Origin of the sequence: Streptomyces sp. AC602_WCS936, from assembly GCF_019049125.1 — a bacterium.
GTDB lineage: Bacteria > Actinomycetota > Actinomycetes > Streptomycetales > Streptomycetaceae > Streptomyces.
In genome coordinates, this window is sequence record NZ_JAGMUF010000013.1 from 19,053 (window position 1) to 44,229 (window position 25,177).

The following is a 25,177-nucleotide window of genomic DNA, read 5'->3' on the forward strand; positions in this document are numbered from 1 at the left end:
AGCGTGGGGGCCGGCGTCCGGCTACAGGCCGGGACGGACAAAGTCGCCTTCTTCTCTTTCGAACTTCGAAAGTGAGTTCTGGCTCACGAGACGAATCATTGCAGCGGATTCCTCCGCTCCCCAGACTTCAATGTCACCGGCTTCCACGACCCCACCGCCAGGCAAACTGCCATTCCCACCAACACCCTCCGCGCCGGGCTTCAGGCCTCCAGGGCCTCCCATCGCGGGACGCCGCGGTGGGACCTGACGCTGCCCAGTGGTCCGGCGGCGAAGTGGGTGGCGAAGGCGAGGGTGCCGGGCCGGGTCAGCTCGGCCGTCAAGGCGCGGCGGGTCCGCCTCGCGCGCTCCGGGTCGGCGTCCATCGCGCAGGTCCAGTCGGGCCGGGCGAACTGGTCGGGAACGTGGAACACGTCGCCGAAGGCGATCAGCCGCCGGCCTCCGGCCGAGATCACGTACGCCGTGTGCCCCTCGGTGTGCCCGGGGGTGGTCCACGCGCGGACCCCGGGGAAGATCTCGTCCCCGGTGCTCACGGCCCGGGTGGGGGCCCCGCCCGCTCTCCGGCCCGCTCCCGCCCACTCTCCGGCGGAGGCCACGTGCGTGGCCCGGGGGAAGAGGCGTGTGCCGTGCTGCCCGGCCCCGAAGGCCCACCCGACGTGGTCGTCGTGCAGGTGGGTGAAGGCCACCGTGTCGATGTCCGTGTGGTCCCGTCCGTGGCGGACGAGTTCGGCGGGGAGCCGGCCGCCGTGGAGGCTTCCGATGGTGTCGATGGTGTCGTCGGCCGCCACGCTGTGCGCGCCGTATCCGGTGTCGATGAGGAGGGCCCGGTCACGGTGCTCGACGAGGAGGGCGGTGATGGTGGCGGGGGTGTGTCCCGTGGCGTCCAGCGGGGACGCGTGCGGGCTGTTCCAGTCGTCCCGTACGGAGTCGGGGAACCAGCGCAGCGGGTGCAGTTGGACGCCGCCGTCCGTGAGAACGGTGACGGTGTGTTCGCCCAGCCGCAGTGTCCGGGCGTAGCTCTCGGCGGTGGCCGGTGCGGTGTGGTGTGCCATGGGGGTGCCTTTCGGTGCGGGCAGCGGAGTGTGTGCGGTGCGTGCCGTACGAGCGAGGCCCGGTATCGAAGGGATCGATACCAGGCCTCGGTCGGTTCGGGCGGAGGTCGAAGCGTCAGACCTTCTCGGTCTGCACCGCGGGCTCCGCGGGGAGAGCGTCGGCGACGCTCTGCGCGGGCGGCTCCGCCTGCGCCGCCCTGGGCTGCTTGTTCAGTGCGAGCGCGAGTCCGACCGTGAGCAGGATGAGCACGGCCGAGGTGTACGTCGCGGCCTGCAGTCCGTCGGAGAGCCCGGCCGGGGTGAGGTCGGAGCCGGCCGCCGCGTTGGAGACGGCGACCAGGACGGCCAGGCCGACGGCCGCGCCGACCTGCTGCCCGCTCGTGGCGAGACCGGATGCCAGCCCCTGCAGTTCCTCCTCGACCCCGGCGGTGGCCGCCGAGAACATGGCGGTCCAGATGACACCCTGGGCCAGGCTGAAGACGATGATGCCGGGAGTCATCTGCGCGTACGTCGAACCGTCGCCCAGGAAGGCGGCGAACAGGGCGGTGCCGATCGCGCCGACCACCAGGCCGAGGACGAGCGTGCCGCGGACACCGATCGCCGTGGACAGCTTGCCTCCGATCACCGAGCCGACCAGCACGCAGGCGCAGGGCAGGATGAACGCCAGACCGGTGGACAGCGCGTTCCAGTCCCGCACCGTCTGCAGCGCCAGGGTGAGGAAGTAGGCGCTCGCTCCGAAGGTGGCCATGAACATGAACGTGATCATCGAGCCGAGCCGCAGGCTCTTGTAGGAGAAGACCTTCAGCGGCACCAGCGGGTCGGCGGTGCGCGACTCGATCACGACGAAGGCGACGATCAGGGCAGCGGCGGCCACGAAGCTGATCAGTGTGACCGGGTCGGTCCAGCCGGCCTCGGGGCCCTGGACGAGTCCGAAGACCAGCAGCAGCGCGCCCGCGGTCACGGAGATGCCGCCCGGCAGGTCGAAGCCCTGACGACGCTCGACGGCGGGGTCGACGGGCAGCACGCGCAGGCCGAGCAGGCCCACGCCGACGGCCAGGGGCACGTTCACGTAGAAGGTCGCCTCCCAGCCGAACGCCTGGGTCAGCACGCCGCCCAGCAGGGAGCCGACGACCATGCCGCTGCTGCCGGTCGCCCCCCAGATGCCCAACGCCCGGTTGCGCTCGCGGCCTTCCTCGAAGGTGGTCGTCAGCAGCGACAGGGTGGCGGGGGCCAGCAGCGCTCCGCCGATGCCCTGCACGGCGCGGGCGCCGACGAGCACGCCCGGAGTGGTGGCCAGGCCGCCGGCGACGGAGGCGATCGCGTAAAGGGCCAGTCCCGTCAGGAACATGCGGCGGCGTCCGAGCAGGTCGGCAAGGCGACCACCGAGCAGCAGGAAGCCACCGAAGGCGACGGCGTAGGCCCCGATGACCCACTGCAGTTGCTGTCCGGAGAAGCCCACCCCCTCGCCGATGTCCGGCAGCGCGACGAACACGATGCTGTAGTCCAGCGCGATGATCAGCTGGGCCAGTGCCAGCGCGGCCAGGATCAAGGCCGGGCGGCGGGCGGTACCCGATGATGTCATGGGTCGTGCACCTCTCTGGATGTTCCGTGGTGTGGGCGTCAGTGCGGCGGCGTCTTCGGACATCGACCGGACCGCCGCTTCGGATGGGTCTGGTGCGAATCGTTCGGTTCGGAAGTAACGGGCTCGGCCGCGAGGCCGGTCGGAGCTTGCGCGGAGCTGGGCCGCCGCACCCGGGTCAAGCGGGCACTCGGGCCGCGACTTCGGCCGACGGGATGTCGTGCGCCCAGCGGGCGAGGCGGTCCACAACCGCTGCGGACTGCGGATCCAGCAGGACGAGCTGGAGTCCCGGACGCGCCGCGAAGTCGAGACAGATCTGAGACAGGCGGACCTGTCCGAGGCCCGGGTGGGTCAGCTCCTGCATGACCTGTGTTCCGTCACTGAATCGGTGCCGCTCCCACAGATCCGCGAAGACGGGACTGCCTTCGCGCAGATGCTGGGCGAGCGCGGTCAGCCTCGGGTCGCCGAGGAACTCACCGCTCTGCGTGCGGAACCGCGCCACCGCCTCGTCGGCCACCTGCTCCCAGTCGGCGAACCGGTCGCGGGCCCGCGGGTCGAGGAACAGCGTCTCCAGGTAGTTGTGGTTCGCTCCTTCGAGGCCCAGCAGCCGCGTCGCGGTGCGGTTGGCCGCCAGGACGTCCCAGTAACGGTCCATGAAATAGGCCGGCTTGGGCAGGAAACTGTCGACGACTCGCATCGCGAGTCGCCGGTCGTCGTCCACCGGGTTCCGCGGCCTGCGGGGTACGGCGTAGCCCGCCAGGCGCATCACATGCAGGCACTCCACCTCGTTCAGGCGCAGTACGTGGGCGATGGCCTCCAGGATCTCCGGGGAGACGTTCTTCGCCCTCCCCTGCTCGATCCAGGCGTACCAGGAGGCACCGATCCCCGCGAGCATCGCCACCTCCTCGCGGCGCAGCCCGGTCAGCCTCCGCGATCCGCCACCCGGCAGTCCGACCTGCTCCGGCGTCACCTCGGCCCGGCGTGCGGCGAGGAAGCTGCCCAGCTCGGCGAACTTCAAGGTGGAGGGCCTCGGCGGTGCGACCTCCGAGGCTCCCTTCCGACGGGATGCCCTCTCGCCCCCCGTGCGCCCGGTGTCACGCATCAGCAACGCGACACGGGCTGCCGGCGATCCCGTGACAGTCATCGTGGCCATCCTCCTCCGCGAATCAACCAATCCCCGTCCATCACTCGGCGCGGGGCCCACCAACAACATAGCGAATGATCTTTTTTTCCTCCACCCCAAACAGAGAGATCGTTCTCTTCTGTCGGTCGACGAGGGCGTCGTCGTCACTCTTGGGGTTGCATTTTGTGGCTCTATTGCCCGTTTTGTGCACCGTTCGGCGGTGCGCCAATAGCCGCATCCCGGCTTGAAAACAAATCGGTTAGTATGATCGTTAGTTTTTGATCATGCTTGCGCCTGCTTGCCACCTCTACACGACCGTCGATAATTATAGAGAGCGATTGGTTTTTTAAGAGGTCGGTGCCCGGCCCTAGGGAGACAGATGATGATGGCGAGCCAGCAACGAGCCGAGCACACGCGAAGGCGCCTGCTCCAGGCCGCAGCCACGGAGATCGCAGCGTTCGGCTACGACGGTTCGTCACTGCAGCGCATCTGCAAGGCGGCCGGCGTGACCATGGGCGCTCTGACGTTCCACTTCCCGACCAAGCGGGACCTCGCGCACGCGATCCTCGCCGACGGCTCAGCCCGTACCAGGGAGGCCGTGTCCCGCGTCGCGGCACCGACACGGCCCGAGGGCTCCGAACCCGCGTTGCCGCGCATCGTGCGGATCACGCTGACCCTGGGGGAGCTTCTGGCGAGTGAGGCCACGGTCCGTGCGTCCGCGCGCCTGTCCCGCGAGCGCACCATGGGGCCGGAGGACTGGCGGGACAGTTGGCTGCCCTGCGTACGCCGGCTGATCGACCAGGCCCGCGACGGCCACGAGTTCGCACCGGGCGTGTCCTCGGACACCGTCGTGACGCTGACCCGCCATCTCGTCTCCGGTCTGGAGGAGTCCGTTCTGCCGGACTGCTCCACGGCGCCCGTGGACGCGCTGGCCGACGTATGGGATCTGGTCCTCGCCGGCCTGGCCGGCCGTCACTCGACGTTCTCCCCCGGCACGTAGGCGACGCGCGACAGCGGGGCGGGGCGTCCTGTTGGTGTCGGCAATGGTGTGCGCGACGACTGGCCCGCCAACACTGTTGAATGCGGAGTCTGGGCACCCCCGAGGGCCGTTGCCATGCTTCTCACGTGGGGCAGCGAGAGCCGTCCGCCTGGCCACGTCCGGCCCCACTTTCCTCGTCTCGCCCCTCACGACTCCACCGGGAGCCTCAGTGAACCTGTCCATCTCCGGCACCTACTCCGTCGGCAAGACGATCACCAGCATGGCGATCGCCCACCTGACCGGGATCCCGCGCACCGCGGCCCCGACCATGCGCGAGCTGCTCCCCATCTCCCTCCCGGGGAAGACGCTCGAGGAGTGCAACGGCGCCGAGCTGATCATGCTGATCACCCGGCGCATCCAGGGGCGGGCGGTCGCCGAGAGCCACCTGCCGGGCGGCTACATCTCCGACGGTTCCGCCCTGCACGAGTGGTCGTACGCCAATGTCCGGGTCAAGGTCGGCATCAACCCGAACGACTCCGTCGACCTCGACAACGTCGAGATGACCGACGAGGTCCGGTTCTACGCCGAGGTCATGAAGCAGATCGCGATACCGGCGAAGCAGCACACCAAGAAGAACTACGACGCCTTCGTCCACCTGCCCATCGAGTTCCCGATCGTCGAGGACGGTCACCGCCCGGTGAACGAGCGCTTCCGCCAGCTCGCCGAGCAGCTGCTCCTGGACACCCTGGAGGAGCTGGAGATTCCGGTGCACATCGTCGGCGGCACGATTCCCCAGCGGCTGGCCCGGATCGTCGAGATCTTCGACTTCCCCCAGGTGATGACCATCGAGCAGGCCATCGCCCGCGCCGAGGAGGAGTACGCGCAGCTCGACACCCGCAACGAGCTGGAGCGGATGGCTGACGCCGCCGCCTGACCGTTCCGACGTCCGCCCGCTTCCCCCCTCCTCCCCCCACCACCACTGGCATTCCATTCAGGCAGGCACCGCGCCTGCACTCACCAGCGACTTTGAGAGGTACGCATGCGCATCGCCTTCGTCGGCGCGTACGGCAACGGAAAGACGAGCCTCACCACCGAACTGTCCAGGAAGCTCGGCCTCGAGCGCACCCACGGCAGCGCCATGCGCGACCCGGCCGGCGGCACGCCCAAGGCGCTGGAGGAGACCAGTGAGCCCGAGCTGATCCAGCTCGCCGTGCGCCGCTTCACCGAGCGGGCCGTCGAGGAGGCCGCACATCCCGAGGGCTTCCTGTCGGACGGCTCCGTGCTGCACGAGTGGGTGTACAGCAAGGTCCGCCTGGCCGTCGGCCGGTACCCGGAGCCGACGGACACCCTGGACGCCGCGGTGCGCGAGCCCCGCACGCGGCTCTTCGAAGAGGTCGTGGACCAGCTGGGCCTGCTGGCGAAGGAGCACGCCCGCACCGGATACGACGTGTTCGTCCACTGTCCCGTCGAGTTCCCGCTGCCCGAGGGCCACGACCCGATCAGCGAGAGTTTCCGGACGCTGTCCGACGAGCTCATGCTCGACATCCTCAAGACGCTCGACATCCCGGTGCACGTCGTCACCGGGAGCTTCGAGGAGCGTCTGAACCAGATCCTGAGCATTCCGGGCGTGTCCGACTCCACCGCCTGACACTCAGGGCCCGTCCGGCCCTCGCCCGGCCGGGCAGCAGGCGCGAGCCGCTGCCCGGCTCCGGCACCCGACCGCCGTCATCCCCTTTCGCCCCCGCCAAGCCGAGGAGACACCTTGCACACCGGAATCGGAGCGTTCCTCTCACCGCTGCACGCGCCCGGCCAGGACCCGCACCTGACCGTCCGCCGCGACCTGCAACTGGTGGAGCACCTCGACGAGTTGAACTACGACGAGTGCTGGGTCGGCGAGCACCACTCCCTGGCCTGGCCGACGATCGGTGCGCCGGAGACCTTCATCGCCGCCGCCGCGGAGCGGACCCGCCAGATCAAGCTGGCGAACGGTGTCGTCCCGCTGCCCTTCCACCACCCGTACAACGTCGCAAGCCGGGCCGTCATGCTCGACCACCTCTCTCGCGGTCGCTACATCCTCGGTGTGGGCCCGGGCGCCACGCCCAACGACGCCCACCAGTTCGGGGTCGACCAGAACGAGCTCAAGCGCATGGCCAGTGAGGCGATCCCGGCGGTGCGCGAGCTCGTCAACGGCGAGGAGCGGGTCAGCGCGAAGAGCGACTGGTTCGTGCTGCAGGACGCCAAGATGCAGCTCCCCCGCTACAGCAAGCCGGGCATCGAGATGGCCATTTCCAGCGTCGGGTCGGCCAACAGCCCCAAGGTCGCGGGCCAGTTCGGTCTGAGCCTGGTCTCCTGGGGCGCTCCCCCGCCCGGGGCACCGGCCGTGGACCTGGCGCAGCAGTGGCGTTACGCGGAGGAGTCGGCCGAGGAGCACGGCAACACGATGGACCGTGCCAAGTGGCGCGTCGTGGCGCCGCTGTACATCGCCGAGACCCGCGAGGAGGCGTACCGCGACGCCCGTGAGGGTTTCTCGCAGTGGCTGTGGGACTACTGGGGCAAGGCCGCGGGATTCGACGTGGCCTCGAGCATGGAGGGCGTCAAGTCCTCCCAGGAGCTGGAGGCCGGCGTCGAGCAGGGCCTGGCGATCGTCGGGTCCGTCGAGGACGCGGCCGACGCCATCCAGCGGCTCCAGGACGAGACGGGCGGGTTCGGCACCTTCCTCGTCTACGCCATGAACTGGGCCTCTTTCGAGAAGACGAAGCGGAGCTACGAGCTGCTCGCGGAGCAGGTCGCGCCGCGCTTCTCCGGGTCCACGGCCCGTGGTGACGAGTCGATCCAGTGGAGTGTGGACAACCGGCACGTCTTTCCGCACACGCAGGCCCGGCGCGAGCGTGCCGAGCGGGAGAGCAGGTCCGTGCACTCGTAGCGCACGCGTGGCGCACGCGTGGGGCGGCCCGCGGTGCCGGCTCCCGGACGAGAGTGGCCGGGGGCCGGCACCGCGCGTTCCTCCGGTCGCGCACGCCGCGTCAGGACGTCGCCGTGGCGCCTCCGTCCACCGGTACGGCCGCGCCCGTGACGAACGAGGACCGGTCGCTGCAGAGCCAGGCGGCGGCCTGGGCGACCTCGGCCGGGTCCGCCATGCGCCGTTGCACCGACTCGGCCATGAAGTCCTCTTCGAGCTCCGGGTGCGCGGCGATGACCTGTTGCATCATCTCGCTCCTGGTGGCTCCGACGACCAGGGCGTTGCACCGGATTCCCTGTCGTCCGTAGTCCGCGGCGGCGGCCTTCGTCATGCCGATGACCGCGTGTTTGGCGGCGACGTACGCCGCGGAGGCACCGGTCGCCGCGACTCCGGCGACGCTGGAGGTGTTGACCACGGCGCCGCCCCCGCACGCCAGCATCACCGGTATCTGCCGCGCGAGGCAGTTCCACACGCCCCGGACGTTCACGTCCATGGTGCGCTGGTAGGTGTCGGCGTCGATCTCGTGAAGCCGGGTTCCCGCGGTGGCGAACCCGGCGTTGTTGAAGGCGGCGTGGAGACTGCCGAAGGCGTCGACGGCGCGGTCCACGGCCCGCTCCACGTCGTCGGGGCGGCACACGTCCGCGACGACGGGCAGGGCACGCCCCCCGTCCTTGCGGATCCGTCGTGCCAGCTCCTCCAGTCGGTCCTCGCGCCGGGCCACGAGGACGACGGAGGCTCCCTCGGCGGCGAACAGCTGGGCCGCGGCCGCACCGATGCCGCTGGACGCTCCGGTGATCATCGCCACCTTGCCGTGGAGCATGTCAGGCCTCCCACAGGGTGCCGGCGGCGGTCTCGTCGTCGACGGCCAGCAGCAGTTCCTCGGTGATGTCGTCCAGGGAGTGGATCCGGTGACGGACTCCGGCCTCCTTCATGAGGTGGGCCTGGAAGCTGTGCTCGAACGGGGTGGGGAAGCCGATGAAGGGCAGGCCGTCGTTCCGCGCGGCCTCGGCCACTCGAGCGACGTCGTCGACGAACAGGACCTGGCCGTGGCGCAGGGAGAACAGGTCCGTGATCTCCCGCAGGCCGGGGCGGACGGCGTCCGTGCACACATAGCCCGGGTCGTCGAACAGGGCCGCGTGAGCGCCGAGGAACCTGTCGAAGTGGTCCTTGGCCAGGCCTCCGTAGCAGACGGTGCGCAGGCCCAGTCCGCGCAGCCGCGTGAGCAGTTCGACGGCTCCGGGCTGGACCGTGACGGGGTGTTCCTTCAGGTAGGCGTCGCGTTCCTCGAAGTACTCGGCCAGTGCCTGCGGGCCGCTGCGTCCGTCACCGAGGACATCGGCCATGCGCTCCCCCGCGATCTTCTGCGGCTGGGAGAAGACGGTCCGCTCGACGTCGGCGGTGTAGGCGGCGCCACGCGTGGTGAGGTACCTGTGGATGACGGGGCTGAAGGTGTCGTTGAGCAGCACACCGTCGATGTTCAGCGCCACCAACCGCAGTCGGGCAAAACCCTGCACGTTCGTCATCTGTGACTCTCCCGTCGGGGATCGGGCACGCCGGTCTCCGTCCCGGGGCGTGCGCACACCGAGGTACGCCGGCGTGTGATCTCCCCCCGAGAGCGTCGGCGATCGGCAGCGGCCGCGCTCACTAACAATCAGAACGTTCTTTATGCTATCGAGTCAGAACTGGGCATGTCCAGCTCATGGGGAGCGGGCAGGACCAGATCGGCGAAGGGCCGGGCAGGGTCACTTCGCGCTGCTTGCCGCGCGTCAGCCGATCAGGACCTTCAGACGCTGGTGGCTGACCTCGGTCCGGGCGACGATCGCGGGGACCGCGATGCCGGGGAGCAGCAGACGCCACATGCGCATGGTGCGCTCGCTGAGGTCGTCGCGGCCCGTGGCCACGGTGGAGAACATCTGCATACCGGTGCACGCCTCGGTGACGAACTCGCCCAGTTCGTCCGGGGAGACACCGGCCTGCAGTTCGCCGGCCTCCTGGGCGTCACGCAGGCATTCCGACATCACCTTGGCCCAGGACTGATACGGCGTGGCGTCCCGGGTTCCCATGGACGACTGCTCACCCGTCAAGCGCACCGCGGCCCTCAGGAGCGGATCGACCTGAAGCATGTGGGACCACAGGAGCGTGATGTCGACCAAGCGCTGGAGTCCGCGAGACCGAAGCTGAGGGACGACCAGGTCGGGCTGCGCGTTCATGACCGCGTGCGCCAGGTCTTCCTTCGAGTCGAAGTGGAAGTAGAGCGCACCCGTGGTCAGTCCGGCCCGCTTGAGGATCAGGCTGACGCTGGCGCCCGCGTACCCGTACTCGTCGAAGGCCTCGGCCGCCGCCCGCAGGAGCGCCTTGCGGGTCTGCATCGCGCGTTCTTGTTTCGGCTCTGCCACGGCGTATCTCACTTTCCACCAAACGTAACGCTTCCTATGTTACGTCCGCCGACATGCCGCAGCAAGCCCCGCTTCACCTCGCACTTCCCTGAAGGCTTCGTTGTCTGAGCCACGGCTCAAGCGCGATTCAAGCAGAGGAATAGCGCGTTCCTACTTCCTAAGAAACCGAACACTCTCTATGTTGTGGCGAGCGGGGCGGTCCACCGAGTCCACGGGCCTCCTCAGTCCGATGTTCGTTCCCGCACCCCCGGGAGGGGAGTCAGCATGCCCACCACGTCGGCAACGTTGATCAATGATCGGCCGGTGTCCGCGGCCGAGGTGCACAAGCTGGATGCGAACGAGGTTCTGCTCACCGACTGGCGGCACATCGATGCCGATCACTTCAGCGTCTCGGCACGCTGGCCCGCGCAGCACCGCTTCTACACGAAGACGCACGGTCGGCGCGACGCCCTCATGCTCATCGAGTGCGTGCGCCAGTCGATACCGCTGCTCTGCCACTCCGCCTACGACACTCCCTTCGGCTTCCGGCAGGCCTGGGAGAATCTGCACTTCGCCGTGGAGCCCTCGATGCTCGGCGAGGCCGATGCCGATGCTGATCCAGAGATACGGCTGGACATCAGGTGCTCGGACGTCATGCGCCGCGGAGCGCGAGTCGGCGGCATGACGATGGGTGTACGGGCGTCCTGGCACGGCCTGACCGCGGCGACCGTCCGCACCAAGTTCAACAACCAGTCTCCGGTGGTCTATCAGCGCCTTCGGGGCGCCAACGGCGACGTGGCGAAGGCCCACGCGAGCGCGCTGGCGCCGGGCCGTCCGATCTCCCCGGCGCTGGTCGGCCGGCGCCACGACAGCGACGTGGTGCTGGCGCAGGCTCCGGGGCACCCTCCGTACCACTGGTTACTGCGTGCCGACCTCAGCCACCCCGTCCTCTTCGATCACCCGGTCGACCACGCCCCCGGCATGCTGCTGCTCGAGGCGGCCCGGCAGGCGGCACTGGCGAGGTGCCCGCAGACGGCCACCGTGACCGGTATGACCACGAGGTTCATTCGCTACGCCGAGTTCGACGTACCGTGCCTGGTCAGCGCGACACCGCTGCCGACAGCGCCCGGCGGTGCGGAGCGGAACCGGACGACTCGGGTCACGCTCACCCAGGACAACCGGCCGGTGTTCACCGCCGACGTGACCACCGCCGACGTCTAGGCCGCGCCCACCGCCGGCGAACGGCTCGCCCCCTCCCCCCGCGTGACGTCGGCCTCCACCGCCCGCTTGCAGGCGGCGAAGGCCGACGTCGGGTGCGGGAAACGTCGGTGGGGTCGCGTGTCCTGGTGGTCAGCCCGTCAGCCGGCCGAACCGGAGCGTTGGCGCTGGTTGGCGAGGAAGCGTTCCTTCTTCTCGCGGTTCCCGCACGTGTTCATCTCGCACCATCTGCGAGTGGCGCCCCGGCTGGTGTCGAAGAACGCGGCCCGGCACGTCGGTGACGCACACAAGGCGATCTTTCCACGCCGCTCCCCCGCGATGACACTGATCGCGTCGGCGGCGATCACGCTGAGCGCGTCTTCCACGGAGGAAGAGCCCAGCCGCCACTCCCAGCCGCCCTCGGGCGTCAGGACCGTCGAGGCCTGACCTCGCGCACTGCAATCATTGATGATCTTGACGGCCGGGGCCGGAAGCGGTTCCTGGTTCGCCACGGCGGTGGCAGCCACGTGGATCGCTTCCCGCAGCTCTCGCGCGTGGGCGAGCTGGGACTCCGTGCAGGAGTCGACCACGAGCCCGTTGACCGCCAGCCAGTCCACGAGCCGGGACGGCACAGGAATGCGCTCCACCGGCTCGCCGCAACGCTCCGTCAGGGTCGCCGTGAAGCTGGTCGCCAGCACCTTGCCGAGACGGAACTCCGGAACATGCACAACGGACATAGAACCACCATAGATGGTTCCCCTTGGCGACGCAAGGGATCTCGGTCCGGCCACGGGCCTGAAGGGGTCAGGGCCGATTCAGTCCACCCGTCGCTTCTTCCTTCACCGCGGGGGATCTCACAGAATCGAGATCACAAACCCCCACCACACCGCAAAGGACACCTTTGTATGAGTACCACTGTGCGCCCCGACCTGTATCCGACCCGGGTCATCGGTGAGTCCGTCCCTCAGCCGCGGACCGATCCCACTGTGTGGGGACGGGCTCCGGGCCCGCTCGGCACGGGGCAGTTGGATCAGTACGAGTCCGGTGGCTACCTGGTCCTCGACAACCTGCTGTCGCAGCACGAAGTGGAGCAGTACCGCGCCGAACTGCAGCGACTGGGCGAGGATCCGGTGCTGCGCGCCAGTGAGCGCGTGATTCTGGAGCCGGATTCCGACCAGGTGCGGTCGGTTTTCGAGGTCGAGAAGGTCAGCGAACTCTTCGCGGAACTGCTTCAGTCCTCCAGGCTCACCGACATCGCCCGACAGGTCCTCGACTCCGAGGTGTACATCCACCAGAGCCGAGTGAACTACAAGCCTGGTTTCGGCGGTGCTCCGTTCCACTGGCACTCTGATTTCGAGACCTGGCATTCCGAAGACGGCATGTCCCGGCCGCGTGCGTTCAGCGTCTCGATCGCGCTGACCGAGAATCACCCGTTCAACGGTCCGCTCATGGTCATGCCCGGCACCCACAAGCAGTTCATTCCCACGATCGGCGCGACGCCGCTGGACTACCACAAGGAGTCGCTCCGCGTGGCCAGTCCCACCGTTGGATCACCGGACCGGCAGCACCTGACGCGCATGGCCGACGAGCATGGAATCGAGCAGATCACCGGTCCGGCCGGATCTGCGGTGATGTTCGACTCGAACCTGCTGCACGGCTCCAACGGCAACCTCTCGCCCTTCGCGCGCTCCAACATCTTCATTGTGTACAACAGCGTGGAGAACACGCTGGAGGCTCCGTTCTCCGCGCCCAAGCCGCGACCGCAGCACCTGAGCAACCGCGAGTTTCCGCACCCTTCGGCCAACTAGCCGGCCGGCCGACGCGGGCTGGCCGGGCCCGGCCGGCCCTGGCCCGCCCGCGGCTCGGTGACACCTGCACGAGCGTCTGGCCTGGAACCACCTCAGCCGGTTGCGACCTCCCCGACGGCGTGCTAGAACCGTCTTAGGCGGTTCCACATGAACCCAGCACGGATACATGCCTACTGAGACGAGGCTGCTATGTCCAAGGCCATTCTTCTTCCAGTACGGCCTACTGTGTCCAAAAAGGTTCTCTTCCCTCTGCTCCTCATACCGATGTTTCTGGGCGGCGTGGACTCCACGCTGTTCAATTCCGTCTCCTACGACCTGCCGGTACTGACCGACTCATGGCGTCTCTGGTTCATTGACGGATATTCGATCGCACTCGCCTCGAGTGTTGTCCTGGGGTCCCGTCTGGGGGCGCGAACGGGCCCTGGCGTCACACTGACCGCAGGACTTCTCGTGTTCACGGTCGCGGGCGCCAGTCCTGCCCTGCTGAATTCACCAGAGACCTGGACAGCGGCTCGGTTCGTACAGGGCTTCGGCTACGCCTTGATTGTCGCCAGTGTCGCTTCGGTCATCGGCGCCCTGCCCAATACCGCCGAGCGCACACTGGGCTACACCCTGTGGATCTGCACATACAGCCTCGGGGCCGGCACAGGGCCACTGATCGGCCGGGCGTTCGTCGACATCGGTGCGTACACCCTGCTGTTCTGGTTGCCGGCCGCGGTCGCTCTGGTGTGCGCGTTCCTGGCTTTGCTGCTCCTGCGCGGCATCAATCTGGGGCAGGCCGCGTCGGCCAAGATCGATGTCGCTTCCTCAGTCCTGGCATTTCTTGGATTCGGACTGTTCGTGGCCGGTCTGCAGAGTCACGGCGGTGCACTCGTACGCCTGATGGCGACTGTTCTCGGATGTGTCATCCTGGCGGTGTTCTGCATGCGCCAACTCCGCTCCCGGGACCCGCTCATCGATGTCCGCATGCTGAGCTTCTCCCGACTGGGCGTCTGTTCACTCGCCCTCGTCTTCGGTTCAGCGTGCTACACGGGATCGGTTTTCCTCTTCAGCGCGGAGGCCGATTCGCTGCTGGCCATCCTGCCGGTTTCCGTCCTGGCATTGTGGGTGTCGTTCGGAGGGTACGCCTTCCACAAATTGCAGTCCCGGTTCCCCCCGGTGCAGATTCTGCAGGTCAGCCTGACCGCGTGCGCTCTCGGCCTCGTAACGGCTGCCTTCGTCAGCCTGTGGCTGGCCAGCCTCTTGATCGGCCTGGGAGTGGGGGTCGCGATGGCGGCCGGCGACTCCTACCTGCTGGGGAGCGTCTCACCCAAGGACGTCGCACGCGCGGCGGCTCTCCAGGAGACCAGCCTCGCGGTGGGAGCGGCTCTGGGAGTGGCCGGGTTCGGTGGCATCTTCGCCACCACCGGCTCGGTCGCGACGACGTCCGTCATCACGGCGATCGCCGTCGCCGTCGTCGGCTGGACCTGCCGCTTCAACCGCGGTGTCCTCACGGCGTGAACGGCCGGCCTCGGCCGTCAGTGAGTCCCCGTCAGCCTGCTGACGGGGACTCCGCGTTGGTCCCGCGTCTTTGTCCCGCGTCTTCACCGCTCGTGGATACCCAGGCCCTCGCGGCCCGGCGCGAGGTCGGGCTTCAGGACGAGTTCCTCGTCGTACTCACCGCCTGCCTCGGACCGGTAGAGCAGCGGTGCCTCATCGGGCAGCGCACGCAGCCGCTCCCGCAGCGCGGCGGACGTACGGGCGTAGTCCGCCGCGTCGTGCCGGTCCGCGCCGTACGCAACGAACGGCCTGAGCGGCGCCATCCCCGTGTACCAGAACGTGCCGTGCAGCAGCGGGAACAGCACCTCGTCCATGTGCCCGTGGATCCCGCGCGGCCCGAACCCGGAGGGCCGGGCGCCCACCGACGTGACGACCAGGGCCCGCTTGCCCGCCAGACCGCCGTCCCCGTACCGGCGGGTGTGCCCGTCCGGCGCCTTCACACCGAACCCGAGACCCTGCACCAGGACCCGGTCGAACCAGCCCTTGAGAATCGCCGGAGGCCCGAACCACCACAAGGGGAACTGCAGGACCACCACGTCCGCCCAGAGCAGCTTCTCGATCTCGGCGCGGATGTCGGCGCTCAACTCACCTTCCGTGTAAGCGCGTTCCTGCTCGTCGCCGACGAACAGCCGTTCACCGCCGGGCGGCCTCCCGCCGAAGTCGTCGGCGTCGACGACCGCCTTCCACTTCATCGCGTACAGGTCGGACACCTGGTACGCGTGCCCGAGCTCGTCGAGGGCGCCGAGCGCGTCGGACATCAGGGAACCGTTGAGGGAGCGCTGCTCGGGGTGAGCGAAGACCCAGAGGATGTTCATGTGCCCAAGCATGTACGTCCGTCCCCGCACAGCATCAGTGACCAGATGGCCACAGAGTGAAAGAATCTGGCCACTGCGGACAGAGGGACGGAGCACTGCCTGGTATCGGCGGTACCATCGGTACCATGTCGCATCCCAAGGCCATGAACCTCCGCTTCCCCGACCCGGCCCAGCGGGCCGCGATCGAGGCCGCCGCACGGCAGGAAGGCGTCAGCCTGCAGGAGTACATCCTCTCGGCCGCCTACGCCCGGGCCACCGCCGTGGAGGAGCGCTTCCTCGACGCCTTCAGGGCCTCGATGTCCCGCAGCGGCGACGCGTTCGCCGAGGAGGCCGGCACGGCCGGTCGCACCGCGGAGCAGCGGTCCGCGGAGCTGGAGGCACGGCGCGGTCTCGAGGAGCGGCAGGAGCGGGGACACGCCGCGTGAGCCAGAACGATCCGCTCCACCCGCTCAATGTGGGCTTCCTCCTGCATGCGGCCGAGTTGCTGCCCGGTGATCCCCAGGTGGACGACTACGGACCGCTCTACGCGGCGGTCGCCCGGGTCAACGCCCGGGCCATGGAACGCGACATCTACGGGTCGGTGTATCTGAAGGCGGCCGCACTCCTCCAGACTCTGGCGAGGCTGCCGTGTCTGGAGCACTCCAACGAGGCCTTCGCCTGGCACACCACGGATGCCTACCTGGCCCTGAACGGGCGCCCGCTCGACTACCCGCCGAAGGAAGCGGTCGCCCTGGTGCGGGACGCCGCCACCGGTGCACTGGGCGTCGGCCTGATCGGCCGTCGGCTGCGCGCCTGGAACGGCTCCTGAACGACCGGAGGGCGGGCCGACGGCCTGTTGGCCGGCCGGCGGCCCGCTCTCTGTGGCCCGCGGTCAGCCGGACTTGCGGCGGAAGGTGCGGTTCTGGCCCTTGGGCCCGCTGAAGCCCTTGAGCTTGAGGCGGCCGTCCTCGTGGGCCTGGCGGGAGCGGCTGACGGCTGCCTTGCGTTCCAGGGCCTCCTGGAACCTCCGCTTGGCGTCCGTCTCGGTCCCGGCCGTCTTCTTCTCGTTCGTGGGCGCGCCGTTCTCCGGCTTCTCGTTCTCCGGCTTCTCGTTCTCCGGCATCTCGTTCTCCGGCTGGGTCTCCGGCTGGTTCTGCGACGTGGGCGTGTCGGTCATGTGTCGGCTCCTGGTCAGTTGGTCAGGGACGGGACGGTGTCACGCGGCGGGAGGGCGATGTGGTCGCCCTGCCACCGGGTGCGCAGGCGGCGGTCGTGGGAGACCAGGAGAAGCGTGCCGGGGTAGTCGGCCAGGGCTTGTTCCAGGTCTTCGATGAGCGCTGGGGAGAGGTGGTTGGTGGGCTCGTCCAGCAGCAGGACGTCGCTGGGACGGCTCAGCAGGCGGGCCAGGGCCAGGCGCTGGCGCTGGCCGGTGGAGAGTTCGGTGACGCGGGCCGTGAGGCGTTCGGGGGTGAACAGGCCGAGCGCGAGCAGGCGTTCGGTGTGCTCCTCGGGGTGGCCCGGCAGGCCCCGGGCGTAGGCGTGGAGCAGGGTCTCGCCGGGGCGGCCGGGGGCGGGCTCCTGGGGGAGGTGGCCGATGCGGCCCCGGCGGGTGACGCCGCCGGCGTCGGGGGTGAGCCTCCCGGCCAGGACGCTCAGCAGGGTGCTCTTGCCGGTGCCGTTGCTCCCGGTGATCAGGAGGCGGTCCCCTGCCCGGACGGTGAGGTCGGTGGGGGCGAGGCGGCCGGTGACGGCGACGCCGGTGGCGTCCAGGGCCGTGCCGGTGAGCCGGCCCGACCGCAGTGCGGCCGTGAAACGGAGCGGCTCGGGCGGTCGGGGCACGGGGTCGGCGAGCAGGCGGCGCAGGCGTTCCTCGGCGTTGCGGACCCGGCTGGCCAGGGACTGCTGGACGCGGCCGGCGGCACGGTCGTACGCCATCTTGTTGCCGTCGGTCATGGCCCGGCCGGGGGCGACGCGGCGGGCCGTGGTGGAGGCCGCTTCCCGCTGGGCGGCCACCTCCGCCTCCCAGCGGGCGTGTTCCTGTGCCCAGCGCTGCCGGGCCGCGGCCTTCTCGGCGAGGTAGCCGGTGTAGCCGTTGCCGTAGCGGGTGACGGTGCGGCGGTCGGCGTCGACCTCCAGCAGGGTGGTGGCGACGCGGTCCAGGAAGGTGCGGTCGTGGGAGACCGCGACGGTCGTGCCGCGCCGGATGCGCAGGTGGTCCTCGAGCCAGGTCAGGGCGGCGGCGTCGAGGTGGTTGGTGGGCTCGTCCAGCAGCAGGACCTCGGGGGACGCGGCGAGGAGTGCGGCCAGGCGCAGGCGGACCTGCTCGCCGCCGGAGAGGGCGCCGACGGTACGGTCGCGCGGCAGGTGTCCGAGGCCGAGGCCGTGCAGGGCGCGTTCGACCCGGGCGTCGGCCTCGTAGCCGCCGCGCAGTTCGAAGGCGGTCAGCAGGTCGCCGTACTCGGCGAGGACCCGGTCGTCGCCGGCGCCGTCGGTCATGGCGGCCTCGAGTTCGCGCATGCGGCGCTCCATGGCGCGCAGGTCGCTCAGGGCGTCGTCGACGGCCTGCTGGACGGTGTGGTGCGCGGGGAGCCGGCCGTCCTGCGGGAGGTAGCCGACGCCGCCGTCGGTCTGGACGGTGACCTCGCCGGCGTCCGGCTGCTCCGCCCGGGCGAACAGGCGCAGCAGGGTGGTCTTGCCCGAGCCGTTCTCTCCGATGATGCCGGTGCGCTCACCCGTGGTGAGGGCGCAGGTGACGGAGTCGAGGACAAGACGGCCGTTGTACGACTTCGTGACGGCGCGGGCGCTGATCTGCGTGGGCATGGGGGTGCTCCGAGACGTTCGTGTGAAGGGCGGCCCCGGCGGGCCGCGGGGTCGGGTGAGCGCCCCGGAAGAGCATGTCCACTCCTTACTGCGACAACAGTTGCATTAAGATGCTGTCATGGTGGCGGCGGTGAGAGCAAGCGGAAATTCCGGCGCGGGACCCGGGGCTGGTCGGGCGGTCGGCGGGAGGCGGGCGGGGGCCCCGGCCCCGGTGCGGCGGCCGGGGGGCCGTACCGCGCGCATCCGGGCGCAGGTGCTCGAGGCGGCGCGGGAGCTGCTGGTGGAGCGGGGGTACGACGAGCTGACGATGGACGCCGTGGCGGAGCGGGCGGGAGTGCACCGCACGACGGTGTACCGGCGCTGGCGGGACGTGGGCGGGCTGCTCGCCGATGTGCTCGACGCCGCCGGCGGTGACGACTGGCGGCCGCCGGACACCGGGACGCTCGAAGGGGACCTGGTGGCGGTCAACGCCGAGGTGGAGGCCGCCCTCGCCGCCGAGCCGGTCACCGCCTCGCTGATCGCCGCGTCGTTCCGCTCCCAGGAGGCCGCCGCGGCGCTGCGGCGGTTCTGGGAGGAGCGGTACGCGCGGTGCGCCGTCGTCGTCGAGCGGGCGGTCCGGCGGGGCGAGTGTCCCGAGGGGACGTGTGCGCGCCGGGTGCTCGTCGCGGCCACGGCGCCCGTGTACCAGCAACTGGTGCTGGTGCGCGGCGGGGTCGATCCGGGGTTGGGTCGGCAGGTGGCGCGGGGTGTCGCGCTGGGGGCGGCCGACGGGGTGTTCGTGACCGGGGCGGACGGGGGCGGGGGCTGAGACCGTCGCCGTCCTGGCGGTGGGGGGCTGGGGTGGGCGCACCGGTCACCGTGCGGGGGCGAGGTCCGCGAGGGGCGCGGTGTCGCCGGGGAGCGCGGGGGTGGCCGGGGGCCGGTCGGTCGGTCCCGGGAGCCGGCGGGGCGGATTCGGGTGCGGGCGGGTGGGGGCGGCGCCGCAGGTGTCGGTCAGGTGGCGGGCGCGTACGTCGAAGGCGGCGGCGAGTTCCGTGTCGCCCCGCAGGTCCACGGCGTGGCCGAGGTCGGCGTAGGCACGGGCGAGTTCCAGCCGGTCGCCCGCGGCGCGCAGCAGCGTGACGGCGCGGGCCAGGGTCGCCGGCCTGCGGGCGGGGCTCTCGGTGGCGGCGCGCAGGCGCAGGGCGATGCCGCGCTCGCGCGGCCCCGCCCGGCAGGCGGTACTCAGCTGCTCGGCCAGCAGGGCGGCCGCGGTCGCCGCCCTGCCGAGGGCCAGCAGCGCTTCGGCCGCGCCGGTGCGCCAGGCGACCGGGGTCGGGCCGGGGCCCCGGTCCCGGAGCCGTCGGCCGATGAGCAGGAACACGGCGAGCGCCGCCCGGTGTCGCCCCGCGGCGAGATGGATCCGGCCGCGGGCGTGCAGGAGGGCGAGGGCGTCGGTGCGGTGGCGGAGGCGGGCGAGGTCGGCCGGGTCGGTCGCCGGCAGGTGGTGGGTGGCTTCGGTGAGGCGGCCCTGGGCCGTCAGGGTTTCGGCCAGGACCGCGGCGGGCCGCAGGCGGTGGGCCGGGCCCAGGGGCTCGGCGGTGCGCAGGGCGACGGTGGCGTGGTGCTCGGCCGCCGCCAGTTCGCCGCGGCGCAGGAGCGCTTCGGCGCGCAGTGCGCCGAACGCGACGGCCCAGGCGGGACAGCCGGCCTGGACGGCGCGGCGCCGAAGACCCGCGCAGTGGGCCGCGGCCCGGTCCGGATGCCCGGCGTTCAGCAGGTCCTCGACCTCGCGCAGCCGGGACCTGAACGGGGCCGAGCGCCAGGGCGAGTGCGCGAGTCCAGCCATGACACCCAGTCAAACGCCGTACGGGCGGTGGAGGCCACTCGCCTCGAGCGGTTCTTGAGCGTGAGTGCGGCCGGGCGCTGGGGGCTGTCGTTTGGATCAGGTCGCAGGGAAGAGACGGTGCTGGTCAGTGCCGGTGAGCGGGGGCGATGGGGGCCCCTCCCGCGCGAGCGAAGCCGAGCGTGGGGGAGCGTGCAGCTGCAAGGCGGAGGAGGGCGCCAGGGCGGAGCCCTGGCAACCGACGACAACGCGGCAGATGGGCGTGCCAGACCCCGCGTCACCAACCTGTCCGATCAGCACACCTAGGGACGGACGTGTCCGGCAGGGCCGCGGACGGGGGGATCGCGGCCCTGCCGGAGCAGGAGGGGGGCCGGTGGGCCCCGGCGGTCAGAGGTTGTCGCCCCAACCGCCCTGGATCATCGTCTGGAAGGCCCAGGCGCCGTCCTTGCGGACGAGTACGTCGGCGTAGTCGGTCTCGTAGGTCTGGTCGCCCGCGGTGACGACGGAGTGGGTGAAGACCACGGCCATGGACCGGGAGAGGAAGACCGGCGTGCGGGTGTTGCGGAAGGTGACCTCCTGGCTGCCGTCGCCCATGACGTGGGACATCGTGTCGACGAACTGGCGACGGTCCCACTGCGCCGACCTGCCGTTGCCCGCGGAGTCGTCACTGATCAGGTTGAGCGGGAAGACGGCCTGGTCCGCCATGCGTTCGACGTCGCACTTGGTGCACAGCGCGTCGTACTCCTCGAACCAGGCATCGAGGCTCGCGCGGTCCTCGGCGGTGGGCGTGTAGCCGGTGTGGGGCAGGGTCACGCGGGCTCCCGGTGGTGCGGTCTTACTCATCAAGTTTGACTACAGGTTCAGCTTAGACGGGATTCCGCTGTTCGCCAAAAGGCGGGGCCGGGCCGTGGGCCAGGCATCGAGGTTTCCGGAACGCAGGAGGGCCGTGCCGATCAGCAGGCCCCGGTAACCGGCCGCCAGCAGCTCGGCCGCGGCCGAGGGGGTCTCGATGCCGCTGGCGCTGACCGGGCAGGGGGTGCCGGCGGCGCGCAGGGCGGGCAGCAGGGCGTGGCTGCGGGAGAGGTCGGCCGCGTCGCGTTCCCGGGTCTTGATGTCCTTGTTGTTGACGGCGATCACGCAGTCGCCGGGTCGGGGCACGCGTTCGAGCTCCGCCTCGGAGGTGATCTCGACGAACGGGGTCAGGCCCTCGCGCAGCGCGGCGTCGACCAGGGTGCGCAGGGCCGTCACGGGCAGCAGGCCCGCGGTCAGCAGCACGGCGGACGCGCCGAGTTCGCGGGCGCTGACCAGTTGGTCGCGGCGGGTGATGAAGTCCTTCTGCAGCAGCGGCACCGAGGCGTGGCGGGCGACCTCGCCCAGCAGGGCGGGGGTTCCGCCGAACCAGCGGCCGGTCACCACCGACAGACAGGGCGCGCCCGCCTTCTCGTAGGCGGCTACGAGGTCGGCGGGGGTGCGGCCCGCCACGAGGTCGGCGCCGTGGGCGTCGCGGGGCTTGATCTCCATCACCAGCGGGCGTCGCGCCCCGAGCAGTGCCTCGACGAATGCGGAGTCCATGACCGCCGTTGTACGGCGCGGCGTTGGTGTGCCGGTGGAGCCCCGGGGGGGTCGAGGCGATCTCGAGCGGGCCGAGAGCCGGGTCGCCTAGTCAGGGTCCGGGGCGGGGGTGACCGTCGGCCACCACCCGTGCCGCGTTGACGCCGGTTCACCGGACGGGGAGACACATGCCGATCGACACGGGGCAGCAGTGGCTGCTGGCAGGACGCAAGAGTGAACTCGGTTCTGCTCGGGAGGCGTTGGGGACGGGGATCGGGGTGCTGCTCACCGGGGGCTCCGGCGTGGGCCGGACCCGGCTGCTAGCCGCGGTGCTGGAGGAGGCCGCGGCGGCGGGGCGCACGGTGGTGACGGTCGGCGGGGTGGGCGGACGGCAGGGGCCCGGGGCCGCTGCGGTGCGGGCGTTCGGCTCCCTCGCGGAGTGCCTGGGGTGGCTGCGGGACGCGGCCGGGAACGGGCAGGGGGTGGTGCTCGGCTGCGACGACGCCCATCTGCTCGACGAGGCCGACGCCCAACGGGTGTACCGGACGGCCGCGGCGGGGCAGTTGGTGGTGGCCGCGACCGTGCGGCAGGACGCCCGGCATCCGGTGGGCGTCGACCGGCTGTGGGTGGAGCAGCTGGTGGAACGGATCGAGGTGGTCCCCTTCGACCGGGCCGCGACGGCGGCCGTGCTGCGGGCCCGGCTCGGCGGACGGCTGGACACCGGCTCGCTGGAGCGGCTGTGGTCGGCGACGCGGGGCAACGCGCTGCTCCTGCGCGAGCTGGTCGAACACGCCCTGGACGACGGCTCGTTGCGGCGTGAGCGGGAGGTGTGGAGCTGGTCGGGGCTGGTGGGTGATCCGCCCCGGCGCCTGGCCGACGTACTGCTGCTGTGGCTGCGGGATCTGTCCGCGCAGGAGGAGGAACTGGTCGGCATGCTGGCGGTCGCCGAGCCGCTGCAGGCCGACGCAGTCGCGCGGTGCGGTCTGGCGTCGGCCGCCGAGGCGCTGAGCCGGCGCGGTGTCGTCCGCGTGGAGCAGACGGGCCGGCGGGTACGGCTGCGGCTGGCGCTGCCGCTGGCGGGCCGGACGGTGGTGTCGCGGATGCCGGCGCTGACCGCGCGCCGGCTGCGGCTGCAGGCGGCCGAGGCGATCCAGGACGGTGGCCGGCCCGGCCCGGACGAGGTGCTGCGGACGGTCACCCTGCGGGTCGCGGCGGGGCTCGTGCCGGAGCGGCGTCTGCTGCTGGAGGCGGCGCGCACAGCGGTACGGCGACAGGAATTCGCCCGCGCCGAGCAGTTGTGCCGGCTGGTGCTGGACGAGGAGGGCGAGGAGGGCGGCGGCGGGGCCGGGGAGGTGACCCTGCTGCTGGGGCAGGTGCTGGCCGGGCAGGGCCGCCACGAGGAGGCGGAGGAGGTGTTCGCCTCCGTACAGCGGCGCCCGGGCGGGGCCGGCGAGGGGGCCGCCGCGGCCGTCGGGGCGAGGGTGGCGAACATCGCCTTCGGACTCGGGCGCGTCGAGGCGGCCGCCGCGGTGCTGGAGGGGGAACAGGGCCGGCTCGGGGGTGCGGACGCCGAGTCCCTGCACGCCACCCGGGCGGTGCTCGCCGTGCTGGCCGACCGGCTCCCGGAGGCGGTGACGACCGGGGACACGGTGCTGAACCGGGGGGCGGTGCTGAACCGGGGGGCGGCGGGAGGCGGGAGGCTGGGGGTCGGCGGAGTACTGGGGGTCGGCGGGAGCCCCGTGGTCGAGGGGGGTTCGCCGGTCGCCGGGAACGCGCCGGCCACGGGGAGTTCGGGCGTTGAGGAGAGTTCAGTGGCCGGCGGGTACCCCTCGGTCGGCGGGGACCCCTCGGCCGCGGGCGGTCCGGAGGCCGGGAGCGGCCCGATGTTGAGCGGGCTAGGGAGCGCGGGGTCCGGTGGGGGCCCGGTGGCCGACGGGCCGGAGGGCGTGGGGTCCGGAAGGCAGGGGGGCGCGAGGTTCGGAGGAGGCCCGGCGGGCGACGGGCCGGGCGGCACGGAGCCCGGAAAGCCGGGGGGCGTGGAGTCCGGAGGGTCGGGGGATGTGGAGTCCGGAGGGTCGGGGGATGTGGGGGTCAGCGGGGCGGGCCCGGTGGGGGTCGGGGTGCCCGGGCTGCTGCCCGTGGTGGCGTTCGCCCATGCGGAACTCGGTGATCCGGGCGGTGCCTCGGCCCTGCTGGCCTCCTGGGCCCGGGACGCCGAGGAGTGGCCGGAGGAGGCGCTGCTGGACTTCCGTTCCGTGGCGGCGCACTGCGCGCTGGCGCAGGGCGACCTGCGGGCGGCGGGGACGGCGGTCGCCCGGCTGGTCCGCGGGGCCGCGCACGCCGGCCGGCTGGGGCAGTTGCGGGCCTGGGTGTACCAGGCGCGGCTGCTGCGCCGGCGAGGGCGTCCGGAGGACGCGGCGGCGCTGTTGTGGCAGGCCGGCGCGGTACGGGCGGGGCACGACTGGCTGACCTCGCCGCCGTGGGTCCTGGCGCAGTTGGCCGGGGCCCTGGCGGAGGCCGGGCGGCATGGTGAGGCGCTGCGGACACTGGCCGAGGCACGGTCCGCGCAGCGGGCGGGTGTGCGGCGTCCCCTGCTGGACGACGGGATCGGATTCGAGCGTGCGGTGGTGCTCGCGCACGCCGGGGACCGTTCGGGGGCGGCGGCGCAGGCGCTGGAGGTCGCCGACCGGGCGGAGGCGGGCGGGCGGCTGCCGACCGCGGTCGCCGCGCTGCATCTGGCGGCCCGGGTGGCCGACGCGGCGCCGATGGCGGCCCGGGCGCAGCGGCTGGCGTCGCGCTGCCGGGCCGAGGCGGCGCGGTTGCAGGCGGAGCAGGTGCGGGCGCTGGCCCGGGGCGACGCCGAGGCGCTGGTGGCGGTGGCCGCGGGGTTCCGGTCGCTGGCGGCGTTGCCGGCCGCGGCCGAGGCCGCTGAGCAGGCGGGCCGGGTGCACCGGGCGGCGGGGCGGCGGCGCAAGGGGCGGCTGGCGAGCGCGGCGGCACAGGAGTTGTGCGCTCGGTACGGGGGTGCGCTGCCCCCGTGGGCGGTGCCCGGGGAACGGCGGTCCGACGCCGCGGCGGCGCTGACCACGCGGGAGCGGGAGGTGGCCGCGCTGGCGGCGGGCGGGCTGTCCAACCGGGACATCGCCGACCGGCTGGTGGTGTCGGTGCGGACGGTGGAGAACCATCTGCACCGCGTCTACCACAAGTTGGGGGTCGTCCAGCGTACGGATCTGGCCGAGCTGCTGGTGACGCGGCCGGTGGCGGAGGGCGGGGGCGGGGCTCCGTGGGAGGCCGGGCGGTCGGTGGAGACCCGGCGGCCGGCGCGTCCTCGGGCGGCGGGCGTGTCGGGCGCCGAGGAACGGGGGCGGTGCGCGATGTGCGCGCGGCCGTTGGACGCCGCGGTGTGACGGCGGGGACGGCGGGGGGCTGCGGGGGGCTGCGGGCGCTGCGGACACTGCGGACACTGCGGACACTGCGGACACTGCGAGAGCTGCGAGAGCTGCGAGAGCTGCGAGAGCTGCGAGAGCTGCGAGAGCTGCGAGAGCTGCGAGAGCTGCGAGAGCTGCGAGAGCTGCGAGA

The 25,177-nt window shown here is 71.4% G+C and carries 24 protein-coding genes; 11 read left to right on the plus strand and 13 right to left on the minus strand.

Features of this window, described 5'->3' with window-relative positions; all coding sequences use genetic code 11:
* Positions 1 to 200 precede the first annotated feature (200 nt).
* The 3 genes from KUM03_RS06555 to KUM03_RS06565 form a co-directional block, all read right to left on the minus strand.
* Positions 201 to 1,049, minus strand: a complete 849-nt coding sequence (locus tag KUM03_RS06555) for an MBL fold metallo-hydrolase (RefSeq protein ID WP_217246053.1) — start codon at positions 1,047 to 1,049, stop codon at positions 201 to 203.
* Positions 1,050 to 1,164: 115 nt separating this feature from the next.
* Positions 1,165 to 2,631: an MFS transporter gene (locus KUM03_RS06560; RefSeq protein ID WP_217246054.1), complete on the minus strand. Its 1,467-nt coding sequence runs from the start codon at positions 2,629 to 2,631 to the stop codon at positions 1,165 to 1,167.
* Between the two features lie 175 nt (positions 2,632 to 2,806).
* Positions 2,807 to 3,646 (minus strand): helix-turn-helix transcriptional regulator, encoded by an 840-nt coding sequence (locus KUM03_RS06565; protein WP_254398937.1) that lies wholly within the window; start codon positions 3,644 to 3,646, stop codon positions 2,807 to 2,809.
* 484 nt (positions 3,647 to 4,130) lie between these two features.
* On the opposite strand from KUM03_RS06565, the gene KUM03_RS06570 reads away from it, so the two are divergent.
* From KUM03_RS06570 to KUM03_RS06585, 4 genes are all read left to right on the plus strand, one after another.
* On the plus strand, positions 4,131 to 4,751 hold the full coding sequence (locus tag KUM03_RS06570) for a TetR/AcrR family transcriptional regulator (protein ID WP_254398938.1): 621 nt from the start codon (positions 4,131 to 4,133) through the stop codon (positions 4,749 to 4,751).
* A gap of 208 nt (positions 4,752 to 4,959) precedes the next feature.
* Positions 4,960 to 5,664 (plus strand): AAA family ATPase, encoded by a 705-nt coding sequence (locus KUM03_RS06575; protein WP_217246055.1) that lies wholly within the window; start codon positions 4,960 to 4,962, stop codon positions 5,662 to 5,664.
* Between the two features lie 105 nt (positions 5,665 to 5,769).
* Entirely contained in the window at positions 5,770 to 6,378 is a 609-nt protein-coding gene (locus tag KUM03_RS06580) for an ATP-binding protein (RefSeq protein ID WP_217246056.1), read from the plus strand.
* Positions 6,379 to 6,492: 114 nt separating this feature from the next.
* Positions 6,493 to 7,653 carry an LLM class flavin-dependent oxidoreductase gene (locus KUM03_RS06585; RefSeq protein ID WP_217246057.1) on the plus strand — a complete coding sequence of 387 codons (1,161 nt, stop codon included), beginning with the start codon at positions 6,493 to 6,495 and terminating at the stop codon, positions 7,651 to 7,653.
* A gap of 100 nt (positions 7,654 to 7,753) precedes the next feature.
* On the opposite strand, the gene KUM03_RS06590 is transcribed toward KUM03_RS06585, so the two are convergent.
* The 3 genes from KUM03_RS06590 to KUM03_RS06600 all read right to left on the minus strand — a co-directional run bounded on the left by KUM03_RS06590 (position 7,754) and on the right by KUM03_RS06600 (position 10,058).
* Entirely contained in the window at positions 7,754 to 8,509 is a 756-nt protein-coding gene (locus KUM03_RS06590; protein WP_217246058.1) for an SDR family NAD(P)-dependent oxidoreductase, read from the minus strand.
* A gap of 1 nt (position 8,510) precedes the next feature.
* Positions 8,511 to 9,212: an HAD family phosphatase gene (locus KUM03_RS06595; RefSeq protein WP_217246059.1), complete on the minus strand. Its 702-nt coding sequence runs from the start codon at positions 9,210 to 9,212 to the stop codon at positions 8,511 to 8,513.
* A 243-nt stretch (positions 9,213 to 9,455) separates the two neighbouring features.
* A complete protein-coding gene (locus tag KUM03_RS06600; RefSeq protein ID WP_217246060.1) occupies positions 9,456 to 10,058 on the minus strand; it encodes a ScbR family autoregulator-binding transcription factor in 603 nt (200 codons plus the stop codon).
* A 291-nt stretch (positions 10,059 to 10,349) separates the two neighbouring features.
* Between KUM03_RS06600 and KUM03_RS06605 the strand changes: the two genes are divergently transcribed.
* Positions 10,350 to 11,285 (plus strand): ScbA/BarX family gamma-butyrolactone biosynthesis protein, encoded by a 936-nt coding sequence (locus KUM03_RS06605; protein WP_217246061.1) that lies wholly within the window; start codon positions 10,350 to 10,352, stop codon positions 11,283 to 11,285.
* A 137-nt stretch (positions 11,286 to 11,422) separates the two neighbouring features.
* Here the strand turns inward: KUM03_RS06605 and KUM03_RS06610 are convergent, their stop codons facing one another.
* Positions 11,423 to 11,998 carry an ABATE domain-containing protein gene (locus KUM03_RS06610; protein WP_217246062.1) on the minus strand — a complete coding sequence of 192 codons (576 nt, stop codon included), beginning with the start codon at positions 11,996 to 11,998 and terminating at the stop codon, positions 11,423 to 11,425.
* Positions 11,999 to 12,166: 168 nt separating this feature from the next.
* On the opposite strand from KUM03_RS06610, the gene thpD reads away from it, so the two are divergent.
* Positions 12,167 to 13,069, plus strand: a complete 903-nt coding sequence (thpD, locus tag KUM03_RS06615; protein WP_217246063.1) for an ectoine hydroxylase — start codon at positions 12,167 to 12,169, stop codon at positions 13,067 to 13,069.
* Positions 13,070 to 13,258: 189 nt separating this feature from the next.
* Complete coding sequence (locus tag KUM03_RS06620) at positions 13,259 to 14,569, plus strand: MFS transporter (protein ID WP_217246064.1); 1,311 nt, start codon at positions 13,259 to 13,261, stop codon at positions 14,567 to 14,569.
* An 83-nt stretch (positions 14,570 to 14,652) separates the two neighbouring features.
* Here the strand turns inward: KUM03_RS06620 and KUM03_RS06625 are convergent, their stop codons facing one another.
* Complete coding sequence (locus KUM03_RS06625; protein WP_217246065.1) at positions 14,653 to 15,423, minus strand: NAD(P)H-dependent oxidoreductase; 771 nt, start codon at positions 15,421 to 15,423, stop codon at positions 14,653 to 14,655.
* A gap of 125 nt (positions 15,424 to 15,548) precedes the next feature.
* Between KUM03_RS06625 and KUM03_RS06630 the strand changes: the two genes are divergently transcribed.
* Together KUM03_RS06630 and KUM03_RS06635 are read left to right on the plus strand one after the other, a co-directional pair.
* A complete protein-coding gene (locus KUM03_RS06630) occupies positions 15,549 to 15,848 on the plus strand; it encodes a DUF1778 domain-containing protein (RefSeq protein ID WP_254398939.1) in 300 nt (99 codons plus the stop codon).
* Positions 15,845 to 16,231, plus strand: coding sequence for a fic family toxin-antitoxin system, toxin component (locus tag KUM03_RS06635; protein WP_217246066.1), 387 nt, complete (start codon positions 15,845 to 15,847; stop codon positions 16,229 to 16,231). The genes KUM03_RS06630 and KUM03_RS06635 overlap by 4 nt, the downstream gene beginning before the upstream one ends.
* Before the next feature lie 63 nt (positions 16,232 to 16,294).
* Here KUM03_RS06635 and KUM03_RS06640 read toward each other — a convergent pair whose 3' ends face one another.
* Together KUM03_RS06640 and abc-f are read right to left on the minus strand one after the other, a co-directional pair.
* Positions 16,295 to 16,579 (minus strand): DUF5302 domain-containing protein, encoded by a 285-nt coding sequence (locus KUM03_RS06640; RefSeq protein WP_217246067.1) that lies wholly within the window; start codon positions 16,577 to 16,579, stop codon positions 16,295 to 16,297.
* A 14-nt stretch (positions 16,580 to 16,593) separates the two neighbouring features.
* Positions 16,594 to 18,222, minus strand: a complete 1,629-nt coding sequence (gene abc-f / locus KUM03_RS06645; RefSeq protein WP_217246068.1) for a ribosomal protection-like ABC-F family protein — start codon at positions 18,220 to 18,222, stop codon at positions 16,594 to 16,596.
* Between the two features lie 253 nt (positions 18,223 to 18,475).
* Between abc-f and KUM03_RS06650 the strand changes: the two genes are divergently transcribed.
* Complete coding sequence (locus KUM03_RS06650; RefSeq protein ID WP_374225269.1) at positions 18,476 to 19,030, plus strand: TetR/AcrR family transcriptional regulator; 555 nt, start codon at positions 18,476 to 18,478, stop codon at positions 19,028 to 19,030.
* Positions 19,031 to 19,075: 45 nt separating this feature from the next.
* On the opposite strand, the gene KUM03_RS06655 is transcribed toward KUM03_RS06650, so the two are convergent.
* From KUM03_RS06655 to KUM03_RS06665, 3 genes are all read right to left on the minus strand, one after another.
* Positions 19,076 to 20,050, minus strand: coding sequence for a hypothetical protein (locus tag KUM03_RS06655; protein ID WP_217246070.1), 975 nt, complete (start codon positions 20,048 to 20,050; stop codon positions 19,076 to 19,078).
* 384 nt (positions 20,051 to 20,434) lie between these two features.
* Entirely contained in the window at positions 20,435 to 20,860 is a 426-nt protein-coding gene (locus KUM03_RS06660; RefSeq protein ID WP_308406268.1) for a nuclear transport factor 2 family protein, read from the minus strand.
* A 39-nt stretch (positions 20,861 to 20,899) separates the two neighbouring features.
* The gene (locus KUM03_RS06665) at positions 20,900 to 21,619 is read right to left on the minus strand and encodes an indole-3-glycerol-phosphate synthase (RefSeq protein ID WP_217246072.1); all 720 of its coding nucleotides are present in this window, start codon (positions 21,617 to 21,619) and stop codon (positions 20,900 to 20,902) included.
* 167 nt (positions 21,620 to 21,786) lie between these two features.
* Here KUM03_RS06665 and KUM03_RS38155 point away from each other — a divergent pair, with 167 nt between their 5' ends.
* Complete coding sequence (locus KUM03_RS38155) at positions 21,787 to 25,005, plus strand: LuxR family transcriptional regulator (RefSeq protein WP_254398940.1); 3,219 nt, start codon at positions 21,787 to 21,789, stop codon at positions 25,003 to 25,005.
* The last annotated feature ends 172 nt before the right edge of the window (positions 25,006 to 25,177 follow it).

Excerpts from the sequence above, each read along its gene's own strand:
- KUM03_RS06630 (WP_254398939.1), top strand. The coding sequence starts at position 15,549 with ATGTCGCATCCCAAGGCCATGAACCTCCGCTTCCCCGACCCGGCCCAG.
- KUM03_RS06555 (WP_217246053.1), bottom strand. The coding sequence starts at position 1,049 with ATGGCACACCACACCGCACCGGCCACCGCCGAGAGCTACGCCCGGACA.
- KUM03_RS06640 (WP_217246067.1), bottom strand. The coding sequence starts at position 16,579 with ATGACCGACACGCCCACGTCGCAGAACCAGCCGGAGACCCAGCCGGAG.
- thpD (WP_217246063.1), top strand. The coding sequence starts at position 12,167 with ATGAGTACCACTGTGCGCCCCGACCTGTATCCGACCCGGGTCATCGGT.
- KUM03_RS06620 (WP_217246064.1), top strand. The coding sequence starts at position 13,259 with ATGTCCAAGGCCATTCTTCTTCCAGTACGGCCTACTGTGTCCAAAAAG.
- KUM03_RS38155 (WP_254398940.1), top strand. The coding sequence starts at position 21,787 with ATGCCGATCGACACGGGGCAGCAGTGGCTGCTGGCAGGACGCAAGAGT.
- KUM03_RS06605 (WP_217246061.1), top strand. The coding sequence starts at position 10,350 with ATGCCCACCACGTCGGCAACGTTGATCAATGATCGGCCGGTGTCCGCG.
- KUM03_RS06580 (WP_217246056.1), top strand. The coding sequence starts at position 5,770 with ATGCGCATCGCCTTCGTCGGCGCGTACGGCAACGGAAAGACGAGCCTC.
- KUM03_RS06590 (WP_217246058.1), bottom strand. The coding sequence starts at position 8,509 with ATGCTCCACGGCAAGGTGGCGATGATCACCGGAGCGTCCAGCGGCATC.
- abc-f (WP_217246068.1), bottom strand. The coding sequence starts at position 18,222 with ATGCCCACGCAGATCAGCGCCCGCGCCGTCACGAAGTCGTACAACGGC.
- KUM03_RS06665 (WP_217246072.1), bottom strand. The coding sequence starts at position 21,619 with ATGGACTCCGCATTCGTCGAGGCACTGCTCGGGGCGCGACGCCCGCTG.
- KUM03_RS06655 (WP_217246070.1), bottom strand. The coding sequence starts at position 20,050 with ATGGCTGGACTCGCGCACTCGCCCTGGCGCTCGGCCCCGTTCAGGTCC.
- KUM03_RS06625 (WP_217246065.1), bottom strand. The coding sequence starts at position 15,423 with ATGAACATCCTCTGGGTCTTCGCTCACCCCGAGCAGCGCTCCCTCAAC.
- KUM03_RS06560 (WP_217246054.1), bottom strand. The coding sequence starts at position 2,631 with ATGACATCATCGGGTACCGCCCGCCGCCCGGCCTTGATCCTGGCCGCG.
- KUM03_RS06570 (WP_254398938.1), top strand. The coding sequence starts at position 4,131 with ATGATGATGGCGAGCCAGCAACGAGCCGAGCACACGCGAAGGCGCCTG.
- KUM03_RS06600 (WP_217246060.1), bottom strand. The coding sequence starts at position 10,058 with ATGCAGACCCGCAAGGCGCTCCTGCGGGCGGCGGCCGAGGCCTTCGAC.
- KUM03_RS06610 (WP_217246062.1), bottom strand. The coding sequence starts at position 11,998 with ATGTCCGTTGTGCATGTTCCGGAGTTCCGTCTCGGCAAGGTGCTGGCG.
- KUM03_RS06595 (WP_217246059.1), bottom strand. The coding sequence starts at position 9,212 with ATGACGAACGTGCAGGGTTTTGCCCGACTGCGGTTGGTGGCGCTGAAC.